General features: G+C 60.2%; 21 protein-coding genes and 2 pseudogenes. 11 read left to right on the forward strand and 12 right to left on the reverse strand.

Features of this window, described 5'->3' with window-relative positions; genetic code table 11:
* From NKI49_RS23980 to NKI49_RS23995, 4 genes and pseudogenes are all read right to left on the reverse strand, one after another.
* Positions 1-196, reverse strand: a 196-nt coding sequence (locus tag NKI49_RS23980; protein WP_352695661.1) for a transposase, incomplete at its 3' end; no start/stop codon positions are given.
* 195 nt (positions 197-391) lie between these two features.
* A complete protein-coding gene (locus NKI49_RS23985; RefSeq protein ID WP_352604587.1) occupies positions 392-865 on the reverse strand; it encodes a YidB family protein in 474 nt (157 codons plus the stop codon).
* Between the two features lie 93 nt (positions 866-958).
* A complete protein-coding gene (locus NKI49_RS23990; protein ID WP_352604585.1) occupies positions 959-1321 on the reverse strand; it encodes a hypothetical protein in 363 nt (120 codons plus the stop codon).
* Between the two features lie 51 nt (positions 1322-1372).
* Positions 1373-1639: pseudogene (locus NKI49_RS23995) on the reverse strand (ATP-dependent DNA ligase); the annotation flags it as partial.
* Between the two features lie 228 nt (positions 1640-1867).
* Between NKI49_RS23995 and NKI49_RS24000 the strand changes: the two are divergent.
* The 10 genes and pseudogenes from NKI49_RS24000 to NKI49_RS24045 all read left to right on the forward strand — a co-directional run bounded on the left by NKI49_RS24000 (position 1868) and on the right by NKI49_RS24045 (position 12058).
* The gene (locus NKI49_RS24000; protein ID WP_352604583.1) at positions 1868-2587 is read left to right on the forward strand and encodes a LysR family transcriptional regulator; all 720 of its coding nucleotides are present in this window, start codon (positions 1868-1870) and stop codon (positions 2585-2587) included.
* Between the two features lie 404 nt (positions 2588-2991).
* Entirely contained in the window at positions 2992-4005 is a 1014-nt protein-coding gene (locus NKI49_RS24005; RefSeq protein WP_352604602.1) for an amino acid ABC transporter substrate-binding protein, read from the forward strand.
* A gap of 69 nt (positions 4006-4074) precedes the next feature.
* Complete coding sequence (locus NKI49_RS24010) at positions 4075-5262, forward strand: amino acid ABC transporter permease (protein WP_352604581.1); 1188 nt, start codon at positions 4075-4077, stop codon at positions 5260-5262.
* Positions 5263-5280: 18 nt separating this feature from the next.
* Complete coding sequence (locus NKI49_RS24015) at positions 5281-6405, forward strand: amino acid ABC transporter permease (RefSeq protein WP_502899557.1); 1125 nt, start codon at positions 5281-5283, stop codon at positions 6403-6405.
* Positions 6406-6429: 24 nt separating this feature from the next.
* A pseudogene (locus NKI49_RS24020) lies at positions 6430-7174 on the forward strand (amino acid ABC transporter ATP-binding protein).
* Positions 7175-7220: 46 nt separating this feature from the next.
* Positions 7221-8453 (forward strand): MalY/PatB family protein, encoded by a 1233-nt coding sequence (locus tag NKI49_RS24025; RefSeq protein ID WP_352604577.1) that lies wholly within the window; start codon positions 7221-7223, stop codon positions 8451-8453.
* A 29-nt stretch (positions 8454-8482) separates the two neighbouring features.
* On the forward strand, positions 8483-9199 hold the full coding sequence (locus NKI49_RS24030) for an aspartate/glutamate racemase family protein (RefSeq protein ID WP_352604574.1): 717 nt from the start codon (positions 8483-8485) through the stop codon (positions 9197-9199).
* Between the two features lie 459 nt (positions 9200-9658).
* Positions 9659-11560 carry a tetratricopeptide repeat protein gene (locus tag NKI49_RS24035; RefSeq protein ID WP_352604572.1) on the forward strand — a complete coding sequence of 634 codons (1902 nt, stop codon included), beginning with the start codon at positions 9659-9661 and terminating at the stop codon, positions 11558-11560.
* Between the two features lie 118 nt (positions 11561-11678).
* A complete protein-coding gene (locus NKI49_RS24040) occupies positions 11679-11888 on the forward strand; it encodes a transposase (RefSeq protein WP_352604570.1) in 210 nt (69 codons plus the stop codon).
* Positions 11885-12058: a hypothetical protein gene (locus NKI49_RS24045; RefSeq protein ID WP_352604568.1), complete on the forward strand. Its 174-nt coding sequence runs from the start codon at positions 11885-11887 to the stop codon at positions 12056-12058. The genes NKI49_RS24040 and NKI49_RS24045 overlap by 4 nt, the downstream gene beginning before the upstream one ends.
* Positions 12059-12063: 5 nt before the next feature.
* Here the strand turns inward: NKI49_RS24045 and NKI49_RS24050 are convergent, their stop codons facing one another.
* The 8 genes from NKI49_RS24050 to NKI49_RS24085 form a co-directional block, all read right to left on the reverse strand.
* Positions 12064-12399: a hypothetical protein gene (locus NKI49_RS24050; protein WP_352604566.1), complete on the reverse strand. Its 336-nt coding sequence runs from the start codon at positions 12397-12399 to the stop codon at positions 12064-12066.
* An 80-nt stretch (positions 12400-12479) separates the two neighbouring features.
* A complete protein-coding gene (locus NKI49_RS24055; protein ID WP_352604564.1) occupies positions 12480-13595 on the reverse strand; it encodes an ABC transporter substrate-binding protein in 1116 nt (371 codons plus the stop codon).
* Between the two features lie 73 nt (positions 13596-13668).
* Positions 13669-14604 carry an SMP-30/gluconolactonase/LRE family protein gene (locus tag NKI49_RS24060; protein WP_352604562.1) on the reverse strand — a complete coding sequence of 312 codons (936 nt, stop codon included), beginning with the start codon at positions 14602-14604 and terminating at the stop codon, positions 13669-13671.
* A 29-nt stretch (positions 14605-14633) separates the two neighbouring features.
* Complete coding sequence (locus NKI49_RS24065; protein ID WP_352604560.1) at positions 14634-15689, reverse strand: ABC transporter permease; 1056 nt, start codon at positions 15687-15689, stop codon at positions 14634-14636.
* 19 nt (positions 15690-15708) lie between these two features.
* Positions 15709-17205: a sugar ABC transporter ATP-binding protein gene (locus tag NKI49_RS24070; RefSeq protein ID WP_352604558.1), complete on the reverse strand. Its 1497-nt coding sequence runs from the start codon at positions 17203-17205 to the stop codon at positions 15709-15711.
* Between the two features lie 79 nt (positions 17206-17284).
* Complete coding sequence (locus NKI49_RS24075; RefSeq protein WP_352604556.1) at positions 17285-18169, reverse strand: NAD(P)-dependent oxidoreductase; 885 nt, start codon at positions 18167-18169, stop codon at positions 17285-17287.
* A 1-nt stretch (position 18170) separates the two neighbouring features.
* On the reverse strand, positions 18171-18743 hold the full coding sequence (locus tag NKI49_RS24080; RefSeq protein WP_352695791.1) for a gluconokinase: 573 nt from the start codon (positions 18741-18743) through the stop codon (positions 18171-18173).
* Complete coding sequence (locus tag NKI49_RS24085) at positions 18712-19449, reverse strand: SDR family oxidoreductase (RefSeq protein ID WP_352604598.1); 738 nt, start codon at positions 19447-19449, stop codon at positions 18712-18714. The genes NKI49_RS24080 and NKI49_RS24085 overlap by 32 nt, the downstream gene beginning before the upstream one ends.
* 174 nt (positions 19450-19623) lie before the next feature.
* On the opposite strand from NKI49_RS24085, the gene NKI49_RS24090 reads away from it, so the two are divergent.
* Positions 19624-20544 carry a 2-hydroxyacid dehydrogenase gene (locus tag NKI49_RS24090; RefSeq protein ID WP_352604596.1) on the forward strand — a complete coding sequence of 307 codons (921 nt, stop codon included), beginning with the start codon at positions 19624-19626 and terminating at the stop codon, positions 20542-20544.
* The last annotated feature ends 2 nt before the right edge of the window (positions 20545-20546 follow it).

The raw sequence follows: 20546 nt of genomic DNA on the forward strand, positions 1-20546 counted from the left end.
AGCGTTTGAAGATCGCATTCCAATCGCCAAAGCCTTCCGGAAGATCACGCCAGGGGCTGTTCGTGCGCGCCTTCCACAGTACGGCTTCGACGAACAGCCGGTTGTCCTTGCCGCTACGCCCTGCGTCCGTCACCTTGCCAAGGCAATGCGGAGCCATCTTCTCCCATTGCTCGTCCGTCAGAACCGTTCGAATCATCAAAACCTCCAAAATGAGGCTTGAATCACTCAAAGGGCGAAAGTGGAATCCTGATTCTCAACAACCCCTAGGGTGTCGGCGAGAGTTTTTTGGGGCATGGCGATCTCCGTCGAAGCGGTTCGCCGCAACAAAGGATTATATTCCTGATATCGGTGGCGCTGGCAAGCGCTTCGGGACCCAATCCCCAGCTCAGCCCTACTGCTGGGGGCTGCGTGATGGCACCTGATCGAGGAGTGTGATGTCATCAGTCTCTTGGGTCGGATTTGCTGCTGGCAGTTCGCCGTCTGGCGTTAGCTTGTCGACCGCTTCGGGCAAATCTTTCGTGATCCTGGCAATCAACTCGTCGCGCGACAGGCCAGTCTGCATCGACAGAGAAGTGAGGGTGTCCTCGTCTATTGCCGTCTCGACGTCCTTCGGTTCGATCGGCTCGTTGGGTCCGGTACTAACCCACGAATCTACCTTCGACCCTACTCCTGCATTTCTGAAGCGGGCGAGGATGTCCCCAAGCGCCGTCCCGGTTACTCCCTTGGACAGCTGGTCCATGAGCCCACCTTGCGGGTTGTTTGGATCGCGATTTCCTGCACGGCGGATCAAGTCTCCAATCTGGTCGCGATTTTGGTAAGCCAGAATGCCAAGCATTGCGACAGCCAGTCTTCCCAGATTTGCCATTGGTTTCCTCCCTTGGATCACAGAGACAAGGTTTTGTGCTCCCAAAAGTTCCAACTGTTTGACCCGGTAGATTTTCCATGGGATTTTGCCGCGCTAGCCCGTCTCTTCCCGAAAATCCTGCAGTGAGGCGTGGCGCAAATCCTCCTCGCCCCGTAGGTGTTTCACCCGGCCAATCAGCCCCCGCTTGACCCATTGCGTCGCCGGGCGCTTCATGCCCCTGGGAGCCGTACCGGCGTGCTCCTGGACGCTCTTCCAGAGTCGTTCGCGCATATCGCGGTTCAAGGTGATGAAGGCCGACCCGACATAGCGCCCTGTGCCCCGCTCGGCCATCAGGGCAAAGGCTGGCTTGCCGGCCTCGCGCTCGACGCCGAGCAGCTCGTATTGATTGTTTGTGACAGCCTTCGTCTTTAGCCAGCCGAATTGCCACTCCGGTACTTGCTGTCCATTCGCTTCCAAACCATACTCTCAAGGCCGGCTTGGTCCACCAGATGGAAGATCGCTTTAGCGTCACCGGGAAGCGCCTGGCTGAATTGGATGCGCTGTCCTTCGGGGACCAACGCGCAGGATCTCGCGACGATCGTCCAGGGTCATGTTGCGCAGATCGTGGCCATTGAGGTGCATCAGATCAAACGCCACGAAATAGAGGTCATGCTGGCGCCGGGTGATCGCCTTCCGCAACTCGCCGAAGTCGGACAAGCCGGCATCGTTCAGAACGATGATCTCGCCGTCAATGATGGCGCTTTCCACATCGAGTTCGCCGGCAGCCTTTGCGAGGTCGCGATATTTCGACGTCCACTAGGACCGCGCTCGGTCCAGAGTGGCCGAAATTGATCACGTAACACCGCGAAGCATTTTATTCGGATTTCTCGTCAGTCTTGCTCCGCGGCGGCGGTAGTGTTTTGCTTTCCGGATGAACAGGCGTGCGCCATCTGTCACCGTCGCAATCCAACGCGGTAGCGCCGCCTAGTGCGTCGGTCCCAGGTGGCAGATGAGGGTAATTCTATGAACTATAACGATATCGACCTCAATCTTTTGCGAGTCTTTGACGTGATGATGCGTGAAAGGGGCGTGACGCGGGCGGCTACCGAATTAGGCAGAACACAATCAGCTGTAAGCCACTCCCTATCGAAGCTTCGGTATCTATTGCAGGATGAATTGTTCACCAGAGATGGGGGCGAGATGCGGCCAACTCCTCGGGCAGTTGAGCTGCTGTCAAATATTTCCGCCGCGCTTGCAACGATCCGCGCGTCGATCGACCGGCATCAGATCTTCAATCCAGCAACGACGCGACGTAACTTTCGCGTTGGACTTACAGATTATCACGCCATGGTTTTCATCCCAGGCCTCATTCGAGAATTTTCTAGGCAAGCTCCTGGCGCGACGCTGAACGTCATTCCCGCAAACGGACCCGAAATCGGTTCATCGGTCTATTTGAGACAAGTTGACTGTGCGCTGACGGGAGCAGCGATACGCGACGACCCAGGTCTCTTGAAGGTAGAGCTTGGCCAGGACCGATTGTTTTGCGCGGTGTGGAGCGGAAGCAAGATCGCCAGAAACGCAATGACACTGGAAACTTATTTGGCCAGTTCTCACCTCCAGATTTCCGCAGATGGCTTGGCAGAAGGCCTCGCGGATGCCGCCCTCACAGATGGGTCTTCGTCGCAAAGTCGTTGCGACCATCTCGAACTATCTGGTGCTGCCCTGGGCGCTTCGCGGCACTGAACTGATTACGCATTGCGGTGACGCCATCCTGCAAATGCTGGACGACAGGAGTGAGGTGACCTTGGTCCCGCCACCCCTTCCCGTATCGAATGTGAATGCCTGGCTTATTGTTCACCGCCAGATGGCGAATGACCCGGGGACCAAGTGGCTCCGGGAAATCATCATGGGCATCTACAACGAGTCGCGGACCAAGAGACACCAGGGTCGACCGTCGGAGCACCGGGGTCGGCCGTAAAATAGGTCGCGCGCGCTGTCGTCTGTTTCACCACTCAAGCAGCTTTTCCACCTGAGAGCGAGTGCTTCGCATTATGCGCGACGCTCATTTTCATCATGAGAACAATCGATTTGACGAATACTTAGCCTGGAGAGCACATTCCTTTCAACAAAAAAAGGGGAATGCCGAAATGAGATCAACGTTCAAGGGCCTTTTTGCCCTCGCTATCGCGTGCACCGCCTCCTCGGCGTGGTCCGCAACCCTCGACAATGTCAAGAAAAATGGCGTGCTGACCTGTGGCACAAATTCGGCCACGGCTGGCTTCAGCCTTCCCGACAATGAAGGCAAATGGACCGGATTTGTCGTCGATTATTGTCGCGCCGTGGCCGCTGCCGTGCTCGGGGATGCGCAAAAGGTCAAGTTCATCCCATTGACGCCAAAAGATCGCTTCACCGCCTTGCAGTCGGGAGAGATCGACATTCTCGCGCACAACGCAACCTGGACATCGTCCCGCGATACGTCGCTAGGCATACTGTTTGCCGGCACGTATTTCTATGACGGCCAGGGGTTCATGGTGCGCAAGCCGGACAACATCACGTCAGCCAAGGGGCTCGAGGGCGCATCGATATGCGTCACCCAGGGCACCACGACCGAGTTGAACCTTGCCGACTATTTTCGCTCGCAGTCGATCAAGTACACGACGGTTGGTTTCGCAGACGAGGAAGCTGTCGTGAAGGCTTATGAGGAGGGGCGTTGCGACGTCTTGTCCGCAGACACCTCCACTTTGAACGCGTCGCGGCTTCGCATGGCCAAGCCGGACGACAGCATTGTTCTTCCCGAGCTGATCTCCAAGGAGCCGCTTGGCCCGGCGGTGCGGCAGGGTGACGACCAGTGGTTCAATGTGGCGAAGTGGACGCTCTACGTCATGGTGGCCGCGGAGGAATACGGGGTCACCTCCAAGAACGTCGATGCTATGAAATCGTCGGACAATCCCAGCATCCGCCGCCTGCTTGGCGTGGAAGGCAGCATAGGCAAGGACATCGGGCTCGGCGATAACTGGCCAGTCGAGGTCATCAAACAGGTCGGCAACTACGGTGAAGTCTTTGATCGCAATATCGGCAAGGATTCGCCGCTGAAAATGGAGCGCGGCATGAACGCGCTCTGGAACAACGGCGGCGTTCAGTACGCTCCGCCGATCCGCTAGGCAAAGCATGGTTGCAAGGCGCTGGCGTGTTGCCACCAGCGCCCTGCACGGACCCGATAGGAACAGGCGATGTCCCATTTGTCGCTTCCCGCGCCGTCGCGCAGGAGCTTGTCGCTGCACGATACGAAAGTGCGGGGCGTTCTCTACCAGCTCTTGCTCGCTGGCTGCCTGCTGGCCTTGGCCCTGGGCATCGGCATGCAGACTGCATCGAATATGCGGGTCCGGGGGATTCCGCTCTCATTCGACTTTTGGAATGAGTCTGCCGGCTTCGACATCAATCAAACCCTGATACCGTACGATGCATTGTCCACCTACGGTCAGGCCTTCTGGGTGGGAGTGGTCAACACCCTCTACGTCAGTGTCCTCGCAATCCTGTTCGCGACCTTGCTTGGCTTCGTCATCGGCGTTGCCCGCCTGTCGCCGAACTGGATCGTTTCGAAGGTGGCGACCGCCTATGTCGAGCTTGTGCGCAATGTCCCGTTATTGCTGCAGCTGCTGTTCTGGTACAACGCCGTCCTCAAGCCGTTGCCCTCCCCGAAGGCGTCCATCGCCATTCCCGGCGGCATCTACCTCAACAATCGCGGCCTCATCATTCCGGAGATTCATTTGCATCCGGGAGCGGGGCTGGTGGGCCTGGCATTCGTGGCGGCCATTTCTTGCTGCGTTGCATTCTGGTTTCGCGCCAGGAGCGTCCAGAGACGGACGGGCGAGCAGCTGCCGGTGCTTCTGGTCAGTCTGGCGACCTTGATAGGATTTCCGCTGGTCGTGTTCCTGGCGGCTGGCGAGCCGGTCTCGTTCGTCGCGCCGCAGCTACGGGGTTTCAATTTCCAAGGCGGGCATCAGCTCTATCCGGAGTTTGCCGCTCTCCTGATCGGTCTGTCGGTCTACACCGGTTCATACATCGCCGAGATCGTCCGAGGTGGAATCCAGGCAGTGCCAAAGGGCCAGACCGAGGCTGCGTATGCGCTGGGGCTGGCGCCGGGCAAGACGCTTCGTCTGATCGTCGTTCCCCAGGCGCTGCGCATCATCATACCCCCTTTGACAAGCCAGTATCTCAATCTCATCAAGAACTCGTCGCTTGCAGTGTTCATCGGCTATCCCGACCTCGTTCAGATCTTTGCTGGGACGGTACTCAACCAGACCGGAGCCGCCGTCCAGGTCATGGCTATTACCCTGTCGGTCTATCTCGTTATCTCCCTTGCCACGTCATTGGCCATGAACGCGTGTAACCGACATTTTGCAATCGTTGAAAGGTGACGCATGAGCGATCAGTCCATGCGTTCACCAGTTGTCAGCAGCGCGCTCATACCAGCCATGGCGCCTCCCGCGGACGTTCGACCGGGTCCAGTGAGCTGGATGAAAAAGAATCTGTTTTCGACGCCGTCTTCAGGCGCGCTGACAATATGCTTTGTCCTCCTCGCCGCGTGGCTGCTGCATCACTTCCTGAGCTTTGCGATCTTCAACGCGGTCTGGAGCGGCGGCCACGAAGCTTGCCGTACGAACAGCCAAGGCGCTTGCTGGCCTTTCATCGCCGAGAAGCTCGACTACCTGCGATACGGCGCGTATCCGGTTTTCGAGCGGTGGCGCGTGGACCTTGCGCAGGCGATCGGCGCCATCCTCATCGTTTGGCTCCTGTGGACGAAGGCTCCGCGGCGCAAAGTGGCGGCGTTGCTGTTCTTCCTCGTCTACCCCGTTGCCGCGTTCGTTCTCGTGCGCGGCGTTGCCTGGCTTCATTTGCCTGTCATCGATACGACGCTCTGGGGCGGTCTCTTGATCACGTTGCTGATGTCGATCGTGGGCATCGTCTTCTCGCTTCCGATCGGGGTTATCCTGGCGCTTGGACGCAGGTCGGAACTCCCTTTCGTCAAGACGGTTTGCGTCACGTTCATCGAAGTCGTCCGCGGCGTGCCGTTTATCACAGTGTTGTTCATGGCGAACTTCATGATGCCACTCTTCGTCCCGGATTATCTGACGCCTGATCGTCTGCTGCGCCCGCTCATTGCGATAGCGTTGTTCTCGTCCGCCTATATGGCCGAGGTCGTGAGAGCCGGCCTTCAGGCGATCCCGAAGGGCCAATACGAAGCGGCCAAGGCGCTCGGGATCAGCTACTTCGACATGATGCGCCTGATCGTCCTCCCTCAGGCGTTGACGATCGTCATACCGAGCATCGTCTCGACCTTCATCGGTCTGTTCAAAGACACGACTCTGGTCGCCATCGTCGGCATCGCGGATTTCCTGAAGGCCGTCGAAACGGCGCGCGTCGATCCGAACTGGGCAGGCCCGACGATCTCATCAACCGGCTACCTCTTTGCGGGACTGGTCTACTGGGGCTTTTGCTTCGGCATGTCCCGTTACTCGCAATCGATGGAGCGCCAATTGGCGCGTGGCCACAAATCCTAGGACGCGATGATGATGCCACAAGCAATGCACGCGGCAACGAAGGCAACGCCCCATGACAAGGCGATGGCCATCGAGCCGCATGACGTCAACAAATGGTTCGGTTCATACCATGCGCTCAAGAACATCAACCTGTCGGTGACACTGGGGCAGCGCATCGTGATCTGCGGCCCCTCGGGGTCGAGCAAGTCGACGATGATCCGTTGCATCAACCATCTTGAGGAGCATCAGTCGGGCGACATCATCGTCAATGGCAAGGCGGTAACCGAGGACCTGCGCAAGACCGACGAAGTCCGCAGCAACGTCGGAATGGTTTTTCAACACTTCAATCTGTTTCCCCACCTTACCGTGCTTGGGAATTGCACGCTTGCGCCGTTTTGGGTGAGAAAGATGCCGCGGTCGGCGGCTGAGGAATTGGCGCGCCATTATCTCGAACGCGTCAGAATCGCGGAGAAGGCGGACAGCTACCCAGGGCAGTTGTCGGGTGGCCAGCAGCAACGCGCTGCAATCGCCCGGGCTCTCTGCATGAACCCAAAGATCTTCTTTTCGACGAGCCGACCTCTGCACTCGATGAACACCACGCGATCGGCCACCTCCCGCGCGAAGCCCATTTCATGCGTCACGCACAGCATCGTCATGCCTTCACTCGCGAGCGACACCATCGTGTCGAGCACCTCCTTGACCATCTCCGGATCGACCGCGGGGAGATCGTCGAGACCAACACGCCCCATCAGGACGGGCACGGCAGTTTCTGGCGCAAATCCTCAAATAGGGAGCGGCCGTAACCGTGGTGGCAACAGATTTTTAAGGTGACTAAAATGGCTTGTGCAGACACGCCCGCATCGGCGCTTGGGCAACGAAATATCGCGGGAATAGATTTCGACCAGATCCACGACCGTCAGCAATTCGGATCCGTGAAATGGGCCAACCAGTGGGACGAGTTCTCTCCTCAGGTCGAGGGCCAAGACCTGCTGTCGCTGTGGACGGCGGATATGGATTTCCGCGCTCCGGAAACCGTCATCGCGCGACTGCGCCAGGCCGCAGAGCATGGCATTTACGGCTACACACGCCGCGATCCGCGCCACTATGAGATCGTGCAATCGTGGTTCGCGCACCGGCACAACTGGTCGCCGAAACTGGAGACCTTGCTTCCCGCGCCGGCGATCATGCCGTCGGTGGCTGCGATACTGCGAACCTTCACCAAGCCCGGTGACGGCGTCATTGTGCAGTCGCCCGTGTACTCGCCCTATTTCGAAGTGGTTCAGGGAAACGGGCGGCTTCTGCTTACGAACCGGCTGAGGCTGCAGAACAACAGATATGAGCTCGATCTGGAGGATTTCGAGAAACTGGCGGCCGGCGGTGCCAAGGCATTCCTGCTGTGCAATCCTCACAACCCTGCCGGCATGGCCTGGACACTCGAAGAATTGGCGGCGCTCAACGACATCTGTGAGCGCCATGGGATCCTGGTCATATCCGACGACATTCACTGCGACATAAGGTTGTCGGATCGCCCCCACATCGTCTTCTCTTCCATCTCGGAAGATGCTGCGGAGAAATCGTTCATCTGCACCGCTCCAACGAAGACTTTCAATCTTGCCGGGGTTCCTTCGGCAACCATTTCGGTAGCCAGCAAAAAGCGCCGCGAGGCGCTTCTTGCCGCAATGCAGGCGTCATTCATGGTGAATGCGAACTTTTTCGGCCGCCTGGCCTTGGAGGTTGCTTACAGCAGCGGCGAGCCATGGCTCGACCAACTCACGCGCTACATCGCCAGCAACATCGATCTGGTTTGCGAGTTCGCCGGTGAACACCTTCCAGGCATCACGCCCATGCGGCCCGACGCATCGTTTCTGGTGTGGTTGGACGCGTGCGCGCTCGATCGCAAAGTGGGTGGAATTCAGAAGTTCTTTGTCGATCAGGCCGGGGTTAATCTCTACGATGGCCGCGTCTATGGGCCTGGCGGCGAAGGCTTCATCCGCCTGAATGTCGGCTGCCCGCGTCCTCTGTTGCGCCAAGGGCTGGAGCGGATGTCCAGCGCGCTGGCATCCCTGTGACCGAGCGGGACCAAGGCAGGATGCTCCGGATGCGAATTGCCATCATCAATCCCAACACGACCGCTTCGATGACCAGGGGGATCGTCGCGGCCGCGATGGCGGTGGCTGGTTCCAGGACCGAGATAGTGGGCATGCAGTCCACGGCTGGACCTGAAGCGATCGAAGGGCCATTTGACGGTGCACTCTCCGTACCGGGCCTGCTCAAGCAAGTGATCGCGGCGGAAATGGACAACGTCGACGCCCATATCATTGCCTGCTTCGACGATACGGGTCTCGACGCGGCCAGGGCCATCGCCACCAAACCGGTCATCGGTATAGGCGAGGCCTCGCTCCATGCCGTCAGCCTTGTCGCTCACAGCTTCTGTGTCGTGACCACTCTGTGTCGTTCCGCACCGCTGATTGAAGACAACATTCGCCGTTACGGGTTCTCCCATCGCTGCCGGCGCGTGTTTGCTTCCGACATCCCGGTCCTTGAGTTGGAGAGACCTGAGAGTGGTGCCTCCGAACGAATTTCGGAGCTCATACGCGAAGGCATCAGGCTGGGGGCGGAGGGCGTTGCGCTGGGTTGCGCCGGTATGGCCGCGTTTGCATCCGCCCTCCAGCGCAAGCACGATCTTCCCGTGGTGGACGGAGTCGGCGCCGCGGTCGGTCTTGCGGAGACCCTGATACGTTGCGGTCTTGCACCGTCCAAACGTGGCGTATGGGCCATGCCGGCGCGTCCGAAGGGGTTGGACAGGTTTGAATGACCCTGAGCGTTTCCTCGGAAGGAGTGGTCCAACCGTGGTCAGCCGTTTCCTATATCCGAACGCCTTCGTCATGGCACATAACTTGCGAGTTCACCGCGCTGATCGCCATCATGATCTACGCAATCCTGCGCCAATGTGCTATGTCATACATGGTCTGCGGCATCTTAGGACCGGTGTGATCGAGGCGGTCGACCAAATGGGGCGACACCAGCGCAGACCAGCGCTCGCGCATACGCCCCTATTGATAGCATTGGGGAAAGGAAGTGGTCGCCGTGAGCCTTTCAGTTCATCAAGGGCCGAGCGGGTCCGGAAATGTCCGCTGTTGGGGTTAAACCGGACCTACGGCGGACATCCCAAAGTCGACGCGATTGACCGTCTCGGAAGTCGGGCCAGATAGACTCCAGGCCAGATTACCAATACATTTCCGGATGCTGGGCTTGCTGAAAGTATTCAACCCACATGGCCGAGATTCGAACCCAACGCCGCCTTGCCGCGATTCTGGCTGCTGATGTCGTTGGCTTTTCGCGCCTCATGGAGCACGATGAGGCTGGCACACTGGCCGCTCTCAAAGCGCGGCGGCGCGATGTTCTGGTTCCATTGGTTGCCCAGCACCACGGCCGCGTGGTCAAGGTGATGGGCGATGGTGTGCTGGTGGAATTTGGCAGTGCGGTTGATGCCGTCCAATGCGCCGTCGAATTACAAAAGGGTTTTACCGGGGCCAACGAGAGCGTGGCGGAGGCCTACCGCATCGTCCTGCGTATCGGCATCAATCTGGGCGACGTCATCGTCGAGGGCAGCGATCTCTATGGCGACGGTGTCAACGTGGCAGCCCGGCTGGAGGGTCTGGCTGAGCCCGGCGGCATCTACGTCTCCGCCACCGTGCACGATCATGTCACTGGCAAGCTGACATTGGCGTTCGACGATCTCGGCGAGCACGCGCTCAAGAATATCGCAAAGCCGGTGCAGGTTTACCGCGCCGGAACAGGCGGGACCGGCAAACGCGCGGTGCAACCGGTGCCTCAACTCCCGGATAAACCCTCGATCGCGGTTCTGCCCTTTGTCAACATGAGTGGCGATCCCGAGCAGGAGTACTTTTCCGACGGCATCACCGAGGACATTATCACCGACCTTTCGAAGGTGTCCGGGCTCTCCGTGGTCGCGCGTAATACCGTCTTTACCTTCAAGGGCAAGGCGGTATTAATCGAGGAAGTGGCGAAGAAGCTGAATGTTGCCTACGTCCTGGAGGGAAGTGTACGCAAGGCTGGAGGACGGGTGCGCATCACGGCTCAGCTAATCAATGGTCGTGGCGATGACCATACCTGGGCCGAGCGATATGACCGGACGCTGGACGATATCTTCAAACTGCAGGACGAGATTTCCAAGACCATAGTCGATGTCCTCAAAGTGAAGCTGTTGCCCGAAGAACTGGAGACTATTACAAACCGTTCGACCGACAACCCAGAGGCTTACGAGACGCTGTTGATGGGCAGGTCGTTCCTTAACAGGGGAGTCGAGACCAAGTTTATCAAAACAGCGCAGCGACTGTTTGCTAGAGCTGTTGAAGTTGACCCAAATTATGCGCGCGCTTATGCCGCTTTGGCTGATTGTGAGTGGCTTCTGTTGACTTGCAATGATCCCGACGCCAGCTTCGAGGCAGTCCTTTCCAACAGCTCACGGGCGCTGGAACTTGAGCCAGGTCTCGCCGACGCCCACGCATCACGTGGCGGGGCCTTGTTCGTAAATGGCCGGTATGCCGAGGCGGAAGTGGAGTTCGAGCGAGCTTTAGAGTTAGACCCCAGTTCTTCCGATACCTATTTCGCTTACGGGCGGAATTGTTTCATTCAAGGTCAATACGAGAATGCAGCCGCTATGTACGAGCGTGCCGTATCGTTGTCACCCGATGACTATCGGGTCTGGACCAATCTCGGGATGGTCTATGTTTCACTTGGCCGCAGCGACGACGCCAAGGAAGCAGCAAGGCAAGGTGTGCTGCGAGTGGAAAAGGAAGTCAAAGCGCATCCCGACAATGCCACCGCGCTATGTTACGGTGCCGCAATGCTGGCGGAAATTGGCGAGATTGAACGCGCGCTGTCGTGGGCCTCTCGTGGGGAAATGTTCGCCGGAGACAACATTCCGGTTCAGTACAACTTAGGCTGTTTTTATGCAAAGCTGGGCAAGACGGAGCGGGCTATCGATTGCCTTGAACGTCAGCTAACTGCATCACATGCTTACCTCATTTTGCGCGTGCCTTGGATGCGTCAAGATAGCGACCTCGACTCGCTCCGCGCTCATCCCCGTTATGTCGCGCTTGTCAATCGGATGGAGGCCCAAATAGCCGCGACTAGGAGCCTGTCTGAGTGACTAGGAGCCTGTCTGAGTAGTGACTGGTCAAGAGGGTTCTTTGCTGGGTTATGAGCAAGGAATTTCGGCCCTGGAAGATCGATGAGGCACAGCTTCTGCCGGGAGCGTGCACCACTACGTGCCGAAGGATCACCTGTCTCGGCTGGTCGTTGCTTTGGTCCGGGAAGAGCTCGATCTTTCGGCGATGGCCGGCAGCTACCGAAGCGCGCTCGGCCAACCGCCGTTCGATCCGCGCATGATGACGGCGCTGCTTCTGCATGGCTACGCGAACGGCGTCTACTACCACGGCGGATCGCCAGAGCGGCAGTGGAGCGGGCGGACTTCATGATGATGGTGGCGGGCGATCCGCCGCACTTCCGCACCATCTCGGAGTTCCGCAGACGGCATTTGAAGGACGCCGCCCTCGAACTGGTCGAATATCGACGGGTGAACCTGTCTAAGATGCCGATGCGTCCAGTTTTGACGTGCGCCGGCGATCGTCGTGTGAAGCTTTTTTGATCATCCTATCGAGCGGTTGGATACTCGTTGGCCTCGAAAACATGGTGATGCACGCGGCCGGTGAACATCTTGAGCAGCTCTGCGGTCACGTCGCGGCTCTGAAATCTCACCTCGGATTGAAGCGCTCGGTTGCAGGCGTCCATGTCGGGATAACGGATGGCGAGCGCCATGGCATAGACGGGGGCACCGTCGTCCCGTGCCGTGCCATCCAGAACGCGCACCTCCTCGGCTCCGGGAAATTGCGTCCACAACGGCACCAGCCGCTCCCTGACGAAGTGCCGGAATTCGCTCTCGCGTCCAGCGTGGATGTCACCTTCGAAGAAGGCATAGCGAATGATCATGGCGATGGGTCCTGATGTTCTGCGTGTGAGGGGCCCGGCATAGCGGGCGCATCGCGTGATACGCCCGCGTCGGTGGGTGCCTACTTGCCCCAGATTTTCTTGTATGCGTCGCGGTAGCCGTTGCCGGGGTCGAATGCGTTGCTCGGCCCACCGTCGAATTCCACATTGTCCGCCGTCACCACATGCAGCGGCGACAAATAGCCCGACCATTTTTCGCCAGCGATGGCGCGGTTGAGTTCGTCGACCAATTGCCAGCCCTGCAAGTTGAGCGGTTCGGCGACCGTCACTTTCTGGAACTGGCCGGCGCGAATGCGCTGATAGGCCGATTCCGAACCGTCGCCGGCGGCGACATTGATCGGCGCGTCGGCTCCGGCTTTGCCGGCGGCGGCAAGCGAGGGTCCCATGAAGTCGAAATAGAGATCGTTGATCGCCAGCGAATGCGTCCAGGCATCGCCGTATTTCTGCAGCAGCGACGTGGTCAACTGCGGCATGCGCTGCGAGGTCTCGGCAATCGGCGTGTCGACATATTCGAGCACCTTGCCGCCCAACCGCTCGATCTCCGCCTTCATCTTGTCGGCCTTGGCGATGGCGATCGCGTAGGTAGAATCGGTGAAGATAACGACGCCGGGCTTGCCCTTGGCATCGGCGTAGGCCCAGTCGGCCGCGGCCGTGGAGACTTGCATGGCGTCCGTCGACACGTTGGCGAACACGCCGCTTTTCTCGTCTGGCCCGATCACCGGTCCGGCATGCCAGGAGACCAACGGAATACCTGCGGCCTTCGCTTGCTCCAGCGCCGGCGCCTGCTCGACCGCGTCAAAACCGTTGATGACGATGCCATTCGGCTTCAACGCCATAGCCTGGCCGAAGGCAGCGGTGCGGCCGCCGATCGAGCCGGCGCCGTCAATCACCTTGACCTCCCAGCCGATCGCCTTGGCTGCTTCCTCGACCCCGTTGGTGACGCCCAGAATGCCACCGTTCTTGAGGTCGCCGGCGAGCACGACGATCGTCTTGCCTTGCTGTGCCTTCGGACCGGTGGTCGGGCCATCCCACGCCGTGACCTTCTGCGCATATTTCTGGACGATCGCCATGGCGTCGGCCATCGCGTCCGCCCGCGCCTGGCCGGCCAACAGGGCCGGAGCAGCGATCGCGATCGCCATCAAGGCGACGGATGATTTCAGGAATGTTCTGCGTTGCATGTTGGTACCTCCCTTGGTTTCAAGAAATTGCATGGTCTTTCCGAACTCGGCTTTTCGATTGGATGGCGACCTGTCACTGGCTGATGTCGCCCGCCACCGGACCAACCCCGGCCGGATGTGCGTTGACGTAAATGGCGTAGAGGGATGTCTGTGCGGTGATGTAGAGGCGGTTGCGTTTGGGACCGCCGAAACAGACATTGGAAACGAGTTCGGGAACCAGGATACGGCCGATCAGGGTTCCGTCCGGTGCATGGACGCGCACCGAGTCGGCGCTGGAGGCCCAGATGTTGCCGTCGCGATCGACGCGGAAACCATCGAATAGGCCAGCCCCGCATTCGGCAAAAATGCCGCCTGCACGCGCCGACCGGCCATCAGCGGCCAGGTCATAGGCTTTGATCGCGCGCGGCAGACCAGGCACGTGGCTGGCGCCGCTGTCCGAGACATAGAGGATCGTCTCGTCGGGCGAAAAAGCCAGGCCGTTCGGCTGCACCATATCGGAGATGACGGCGCTCACCTCGCCCGAAAGCTCGTCGAAGCGGTAGACATGGGAGCCTCCGATCTCCGCTCTGGCGATCTTGCCCTCGTAGTGGCTTTCGATGCCGTAGACCGGGTCGGTGAACCAGATAGAACCATCCGATTTGACCACCACGTCATTGGGTGAATTGAACCGCTTGCCTGCAACGGTTTCGATAAGCGACTGCCAACGCCCGTCATGCTCGAGCCGGCAGACGCGGCGCCCGCCATGCTCGCAAGCAACGACGCGGCCTTCGCGGTCGAGTGTGTGGCCGTTCTGGTGGTTACAATGGGTCTCGAAGACGCTGACGGAACCATCGCCTTCGTCGTAGCGCAGCAGCCGATCGTTCGGTATGTCCGACCACAGCAAGTGCCTTGCGGCGGGGACATACACCGGTCCTTCCGCCCAACGGCTACCGGTCCATAGCCGTTCGAGCTTGGCATGCCCGATCATCAGCTTGCCGAACCGATCGTCGAGAACCTCGTAGTCGTTCATTCCAGGATCCACGGGTTTGGCTCGGCTTGTTACTTCGAGGGCTGCGCGACGGTCTTGGTCGTGGCTCTTTGCGCTGCGCCGCGCTTGCGCTGGGCGTAGCCGGCAATGCCGATGGCGACCAGCAGCGTGACGCCGTTGAACAATGGCTCGACGAAGAACGAGCCGCCGAACTGCTGGATGCCGGAAATGCCGACCGCCAGGATGATGACGCCTGTCATCGTACCCCAGACATTGACGCGTCCAGGCTTGATCGTCGTCGAGCCGAGAAATGCGCCGACGAGAGCCGGCAGAAGATATTCCAGCCCGACGCTGGCTTGGCCAATGCGGAGCTTGGAGGCGAGCAGCACGCCTGTCAGCGCCGTCAGGAAGCCCGAGGAAATGAAGGCCCCAATGACGAAACGGCGCACCGGAATGCCGTTGAGAGCGGCCGCCTTCGGGTTGGCGCCGATGGCATAGACGTAGCGACCGATCGGCAGATATTCGAGAATGATCCACAGCGCGACAGCGATGCCCAGCACGTAGAGGCCGGTGATCGGCAGCCCGAACACCATCGTGCCGTTGAGCGCGTAGAAGCCGTTGGGCAACACGCCGACAACCTGCCGGCCGCCGGTGTGCCAAAGCGCCAAGGAATAGAGCACGGTGCCGGTGCCGAGCGTGGCGATGAAAGAGTCGATGCGGGCAACTTCGACCAGCAGGCCATTGAGGAAGCCGGTCGCGGCGCCGAGAAGCAGCACTATCATCACCGCCAGCGGCCACGGAATGCCGAACATGGTCTGCAAACTGATGGCCAGGATGTGCCACAGCACAATGCCGTAGCCGACGGTGAGATCAATGCGACCCGATGCCATCGGGATCATCGCCGCCAGCGACAAAAGCGCGATGATCGCCTTATCGGAGATGATCGAGCGCAGGTTTAACGGCGTGGGGAACGTATTCGGTAGCAGGATCGAAAATAACAGGATCAGCAATACGGTGAGAATTACCAGGCCGTAGACCGGCAGCAGCCGGATGATCTTGTGCCCCAGCGGCAAATCAGCCATTTCGCCGCGGGTCGGTTCGAGTGCGCTGGATTCGATCGATTGCATGGGCTTGCTCCCAGAAAAATCAGGCGGCTTCGGAAGCCGATGCGGCGGTGATCACGGCGGATGTGGTCAGGTCGCTGCCGGTGAGTTCGCGAACGATCTGCCCACGCGAAAAGACCAACGCGCGATGGCAGATGTGGGCGATCTCCTCGAAATCGGTCGACACGACGACGACGGCGAGGCCGGCTTCGAGGGCACGTCCGATCAGCCGGTAGATCTCGGCCTTGGCGCCGACATCGACGCCGGCGGTCGGATCCTCGGCGATCAGCAACGTGCGACCGGTATGCAGCCAGCGCCCGACAACCACCTTCTGCTGGTTGCCGCCGGAAAGGGCTTCGATCGGCAGGTGTGGATCGTTGGGGCGCAAGCCGACGGAACTGCCGATCGCCTGCGCCAGCGCAGCCTCCTTGTGAGGCGTCAGGAAGGAGAACAGACCGCGCTTGCCGGCGCCGGGATTGAGGAAACTGTTCTCACGGATCGACAACGCGCCAGCGATTGATTCTTCGGTCCTGTCGCGCGCGATCAGGCCGATGCCGGACGACATCGCCACGATCGGGCTGGACAGGTCCGGCACAGCGCCGCGGATCGTCACCGTGCCGGAAAACGCCTGGCAGCCAAACAGCGCCCGGCCAACCAGTTCCTGCCCGGCGCCGCGCAGCCCCACGAGACCGAGCAACTCACCCTTGCGCACGTCGAAAGACACCGGGCCGGCACCGGCGCAGACAAGGTCGTGCACGGCGCAGATCGTCTCGCCGGCCTGCGTTTGAGCCTTGCTGAAAACCTGGCTGACCGGACGGCCGACGATCATCTCGACCAGTTCGTCCGGTTTTGTATCGGCGACCTTCTTCTCGCCGACCAGCCTGCCGTCGCGCAGCACGGCGACGCGATCGGCGATGCGGAAAATTTCATCCAGACGATGCGAGACATAGATCATACCGACGCCGCGCTGCTTGAGCGGACGGATGGCGTCGAACAGCCGCTCGACCTCGTCAGCCGGAAGGCTGGCGGTCGGCTCGTCGAGCACCAGTACATCGGCCTCGGTGGCCAGCGCCCTGGCAATGGCAACCAGCGACTTTTCCGTGCGGGTCAGATCCTGAACGCGTGTCGTCGGATCGAAATCGCAGCCGACCAGCTTCAGCGCCTCATGCGCCCTCGCCTCGGTCGATCGCCAGTCGATGAGCCCGGAGCGGAGCGAAAAGCCTTGGGCCAGGCCGACATTCTCGCCGACCGTCATCCATTCGATGAGCCCGAGATCCTGATGGATGAAGGCGACGGGCTGGCGCTGGTTCGGCCGCGGCGGGCGATGATGGTAGGGCTCGCCGCGAAACAGGATTTGGCCGCTGTCGGGCCGGTGGATGCCGGCGAGCGTCTTGATCAGTGTCGACTTGCCGGCGCCGTTCTCGCCAAGCAGCGCCAGGATCTCGCCCTGGTGCAGATCGAGCGATACATCGGAAAGCGCGCGGGTGCCGCCGAATTCCTTGGTAATCGACTTGAACTCGATCAGTTTTTCTTCAGCCACGATGCGCTCCTCCAAGATCGCAAAAATTATGTTATCGATAACATTTCTGAGCGTCAAGCGACAAAATTCGACTCGCCGCTTAGCCGGTCTTGCCGTCGAGCAGGCGCATCATCTCGGCCGAATCCTTCGCCCCCAAACCAGCGGCGCACAGCAGGCGATGGATCTCGACCACCTGCCCGGTCATCGGCATCGGCGTCTTGGTCTTCAGGGCAAAGGCCTGCAGCGAATCCAGATCCTTCAGCATGTTGTCGATGCGGCCGGTCGGCGAAAAATCGCGGGCGGCGAATTTTGCCATGAACTCCTGCATGATGCTGGAATCGGCCCGCCCGCCCTTGAGTGCCGCGGGAATTGCCTTCGGGTCTACGCCGCCGGCTTCGGCGACCTTCACGGCTTCGGCGACAGCCTGGAACAGCACGGCGCAGAACAGCTGGTTGATCAGCTTGGTCGTCTGCCCTGCCCCACTCGGCCCCATGAGCGTGTAGTTGGTGCACAGATGCCGCATCACCGTGCGCGCCTGTTCGAAGTCCTCAGCCTCGCCACCCGCCATGACGGTCAGCCTTCCGGCCAGCGCGCCGGGAACGCCGCCCGACAGCGGGCAGTCGAGCCATTTCATGCCGGTCTCGGCAGACAACTCCCTGGCCATCTGCGCGGTGTCGACGGGATCGATCGAAGACATGTCGATCAGCAGCTTTTCCGACGACGCCGCAGCCGCCACACCACCATCGCCAAACACCACCGAATGCACAATATCGGCATGGTTGAGACTGAGGATGACGAAGCTGCTCGCCCGCGTTGCTTCGGCGACCGACGCCGCGGCAGCCGCACCCTTTGCAGTCAGCGCGGCGACCTTGGCCTTGTCCAGATCGAATACCGTTACTGCTTGCCCAGTCTCGATCAGGCGGGTGGCGATCGCCGACCCCATGATGCCGGCGCCGACAACGGCGACTTTTGCTGGTTGCGTCATCTCAACGTGCCTTTTTCCTTGATCTGGCAGGGGCGACGCCAAATGCACCCAGACCCTGCAACACTCTATCGGCAATCGCGTCGACAGGCGCGTCGATATCCACTGTGACCACCAGCGGTTCGTCGCCGGGATGCTCCAGCGAGGCGAACTGGCTGTCGAGCAGCGCCGGTGGAAAGAAGTGGCCGCGGCGCTCGGCGAGCCTGGCTTGCAGCACCGCACGTGATCCGTCCAAAAATACGAAAAGCACCGGTCCGCTAGCACCATGGCGAAGGCGATCGCGATAGGATTTCTTCAGCGCCGAGCAACTCGCGACGAGACCACGGCCTTGCTCATGTGCATGGCGCAAGTCTGCGCCCAACAGGTCCAGCCAAGGCCAACGATCCTCGTCGGTAAGCGGGATGCCCGCCGACATTTTCTCGACGTTTCCGCGAGGGTGCAGCGCGTCGCCTTCGACAAAAGCGAGGCCGAGACGAGCCGCGATCTCGACGCCGATTCTGGTCTTGCCGCAACCGCTGACACCCATCACGACGATGGGCCAGGACTCAGAGGCAGGTTGTGATGCCGCCATCGACATAGAGCGTGTGTCCATTGACAAAGGATGAGGCCGGTCCGGCCAGAAAGATCGCCGCGCCGACCAGTTCGCCGACATCGCCCCAACGACCCGCCGGTGTGCGGTTGGTCAGCCAGGCTGAAAACTCGGGATTGTCGACCAGCGCCTGGTTGAGCGGCGTCTTGAAGTAACCCGGCGCAATGGAATTGACCTGCAAGCCATGCTTCGCCCAATCGGCACACATGCCGCGGGTCAGGTTGCGCACAGCGCCTTTCGTGGCCGTATAGGGCGCGATGTTCGTCCGTGCCAGTTCGCTCTGCACCGAGGCGATATTGATGATCTTGCCGCGCCGCCGCGGGATCATATGCCGCGCCACCGCTTGACCGACGAAGAACGCGCTGGAGATGTTGGTGCGCAAGAGTTCCTCCCATTTGTCAGCAGGGAAATCCTCGAGCGGCATTCGGAACTGCATGCCGGCATTGTTTATCAGGATGTCGATGACGCCGACGGTGGCCTCGATCTCGGCAACAGCATTGGCCACCGCTGCGTGATCGGTTACGTCGAAGGCCGCGACATGAACTTTGTGTCCCTTGGCCACCAGCGGAGCGGCCGCGGCCGCGAGTTTTTCGACGCTGCGTCCGTTGAGCACGATTTCGGCGCCGTGCTGCGCCAACCCCTCGGCCAGCGCAAGGCCGATCCCCTGCCCCGAGCCGGTGACCAGCGCCCGCATGCCGGTCAAATCGAACAACGAACTGCTCAAATGCTCCTCCTGAGGAATGTTTTCTGCAGCGGTACGATTTCCACCACGCCGCCGCCAGGTTCCTATTGACATGAATGTTATCGATAACATAGTCAATGGGAAAAATGAACTCGCACAGGAGACGACGCCGTGACCGACATTTTGATGACAGGCCCCTATCCGGATTGGGACATGGCAGACCTTGAGGCGAAATATCGCGTCCACAAACTTTGGCAGGCCGAGGACAAGGACGCGCTGCTCTCAAGCCACTCCGGCGCGATCCGCGCTATCGCTACGCGCGGCGAGCTTGGCGCAAGTGCGGCGCTGATGGCGAAGCTGCCGCAGCTCGAAATCGTTTCCTGCTACGGCGTCGGCACCGATGCCATCGACCTTGCCTATGCCAGGGCGAATGGCATTCGTGTCACCAATACGCCTGATGTGCTGACCGAGGACGTTGCCGATATCGGCATCGGGCTGCTGCTCGCCGTGGCGCGAAAAATCCCGCAGGCCGACGCCTATGTACGCGATGGAAGCTGGCGCAAGGGCAATATGGGGCTGGTCACGCGTGTCTGTGGAAAGAGGCTGGGCATTGTCGGCATGGGCCGCGTCGGTGCGGCGGTGGCGAAGCGCGCCGCTGCCTTCGACTGCACGATTTCGTATTTCGACACACGCAAGCGCGACGATCTTCCTTACACGTTCGTCGGCGATCTGCTTGAACTGGCGCGCGACAGCGAATTTCTGATCGTGACGCTTGCCGGCGGCGAGCGCACAAAGCACATCATCAACGCGGCGGTCCTGGCAGCGCTCGGAGCAGACGGTATCGTCATAAACATTTCGCGCGGCAGCACGGTCGACGAGATCGCATTGCTCGCGGCATTGGACGCCGGCTCGATCAAAGGTGCCGGGCTTGACGTGTTCTGGAACGAGCCGACAATCGATCAGCGCTTCCTGAACCTTTCCAACGTCGTGCTGCAACCACATCATGCCAGCGGCACGGTGGAGACCCGCAAGGCGATGGGTCAGCTCGTTCGCGACAACCTCGCCGCCCATTTCGGCGGGCAGACCTTGCTGACACAGGTCGTCTGAGA

The sequence above is a fragment of the Mesorhizobium sp. M0587 genome, assembly GCF_040320945.1.
Taxonomy (GTDB): Bacteria; Pseudomonadota; Alphaproteobacteria; order Rhizobiales; family Rhizobiaceae; genus Mesorhizobium.

Bases quoted from the DNA above. Each gene is read 5' to 3' on its own strand.
- NKI49_RS24090 (WP_352604596.1), top strand. From the start codon at position 19,624: ATGACAGGCCCCTATCCGGATTGGGACATGGCAGACCTTGAGGCGAAA.
- NKI49_RS24000 (WP_352604583.1), top strand. From the start codon at position 1,868: ATGAACTATAACGATATCGACCTCAATCTTTTGCGAGTCTTTGACGTG.
- NKI49_RS24005 (WP_352604602.1), top strand. From the start codon at position 2,992: ATGAGATCAACGTTCAAGGGCCTTTTTGCCCTCGCTATCGCGTGCACC.
- NKI49_RS24010 (WP_352604581.1), top strand. From the start codon at position 4,075: ATGTCCCATTTGTCGCTTCCCGCGCCGTCGCGCAGGAGCTTGTCGCTG.
- NKI49_RS24035 (WP_352604572.1), top strand. From the start codon at position 9,659: ATGGCCGAGATTCGAACCCAACGCCGCCTTGCCGCGATTCTGGCTGCT.
- NKI49_RS24060 (WP_352604562.1), bottom strand. From the start codon at position 14,604: ATGAACGACTACGAGGTTCTCGACGATCGGTTCGGCAAGCTGATGATC.
- NKI49_RS23985 (WP_352604587.1), bottom strand. From the start codon at position 865: ATGGCAAATCTGGGAAGACTGGCTGTCGCAATGCTTGGCATTCTGGCT.
- NKI49_RS24030 (WP_352604574.1), top strand. From the start codon at position 8,483: ATGCGAATTGCCATCATCAATCCCAACACGACCGCTTCGATGACCAGG.
- NKI49_RS24055 (WP_352604564.1), bottom strand. From the start codon at position 13,595: ATGCAACGCAGAACATTCCTGAAATCATCCGTCGCCTTGATGGCGATC.
- NKI49_RS24025 (WP_352604577.1), top strand. From the start codon at position 7,221: ATGGCTTGTGCAGACACGCCCGCATCGGCGCTTGGGCAACGAAATATC.
- NKI49_RS24080 (WP_352695791.1), bottom strand. From the start codon at position 18,743: ATGTCGATGGCGGCATCACAACCTGCCTCTGAGTCCTGGCCCATCGTC.
- NKI49_RS24045 (WP_352604568.1), top strand. From the start codon at position 11,885: ATGATGATGGTGGCGGGCGATCCGCCGCACTTCCGCACCATCTCGGAG.
- NKI49_RS24050 (WP_352604566.1), bottom strand. From the start codon at position 12,399: ATGATCATTCGCTATGCCTTCTTCGAAGGTGACATCCACGCTGGACGC.
- NKI49_RS24085 (WP_352604598.1), bottom strand. From the start codon at position 19,449: ATGCGGGCGCTGGTCACCGGCTCGGGGCAGGGGATCGGCCTTGCGCTG.
- NKI49_RS24065 (WP_352604560.1), bottom strand. From the start codon at position 15,689: ATGCAATCGATCGAATCCAGCGCACTCGAACCGACCCGCGGCGAAATG.
- NKI49_RS24075 (WP_352604556.1), bottom strand. From the start codon at position 18,169: ATGACGCAACCAGCAAAAGTCGCCGTTGTCGGCGCCGGCATCATGGGG.
- NKI49_RS24015 (WP_502899557.1), top strand. From the start codon at position 5,281: ATGCGTTCACCAGTTGTCAGCAGCGCGCTCATACCAGCCATGGCGCCT.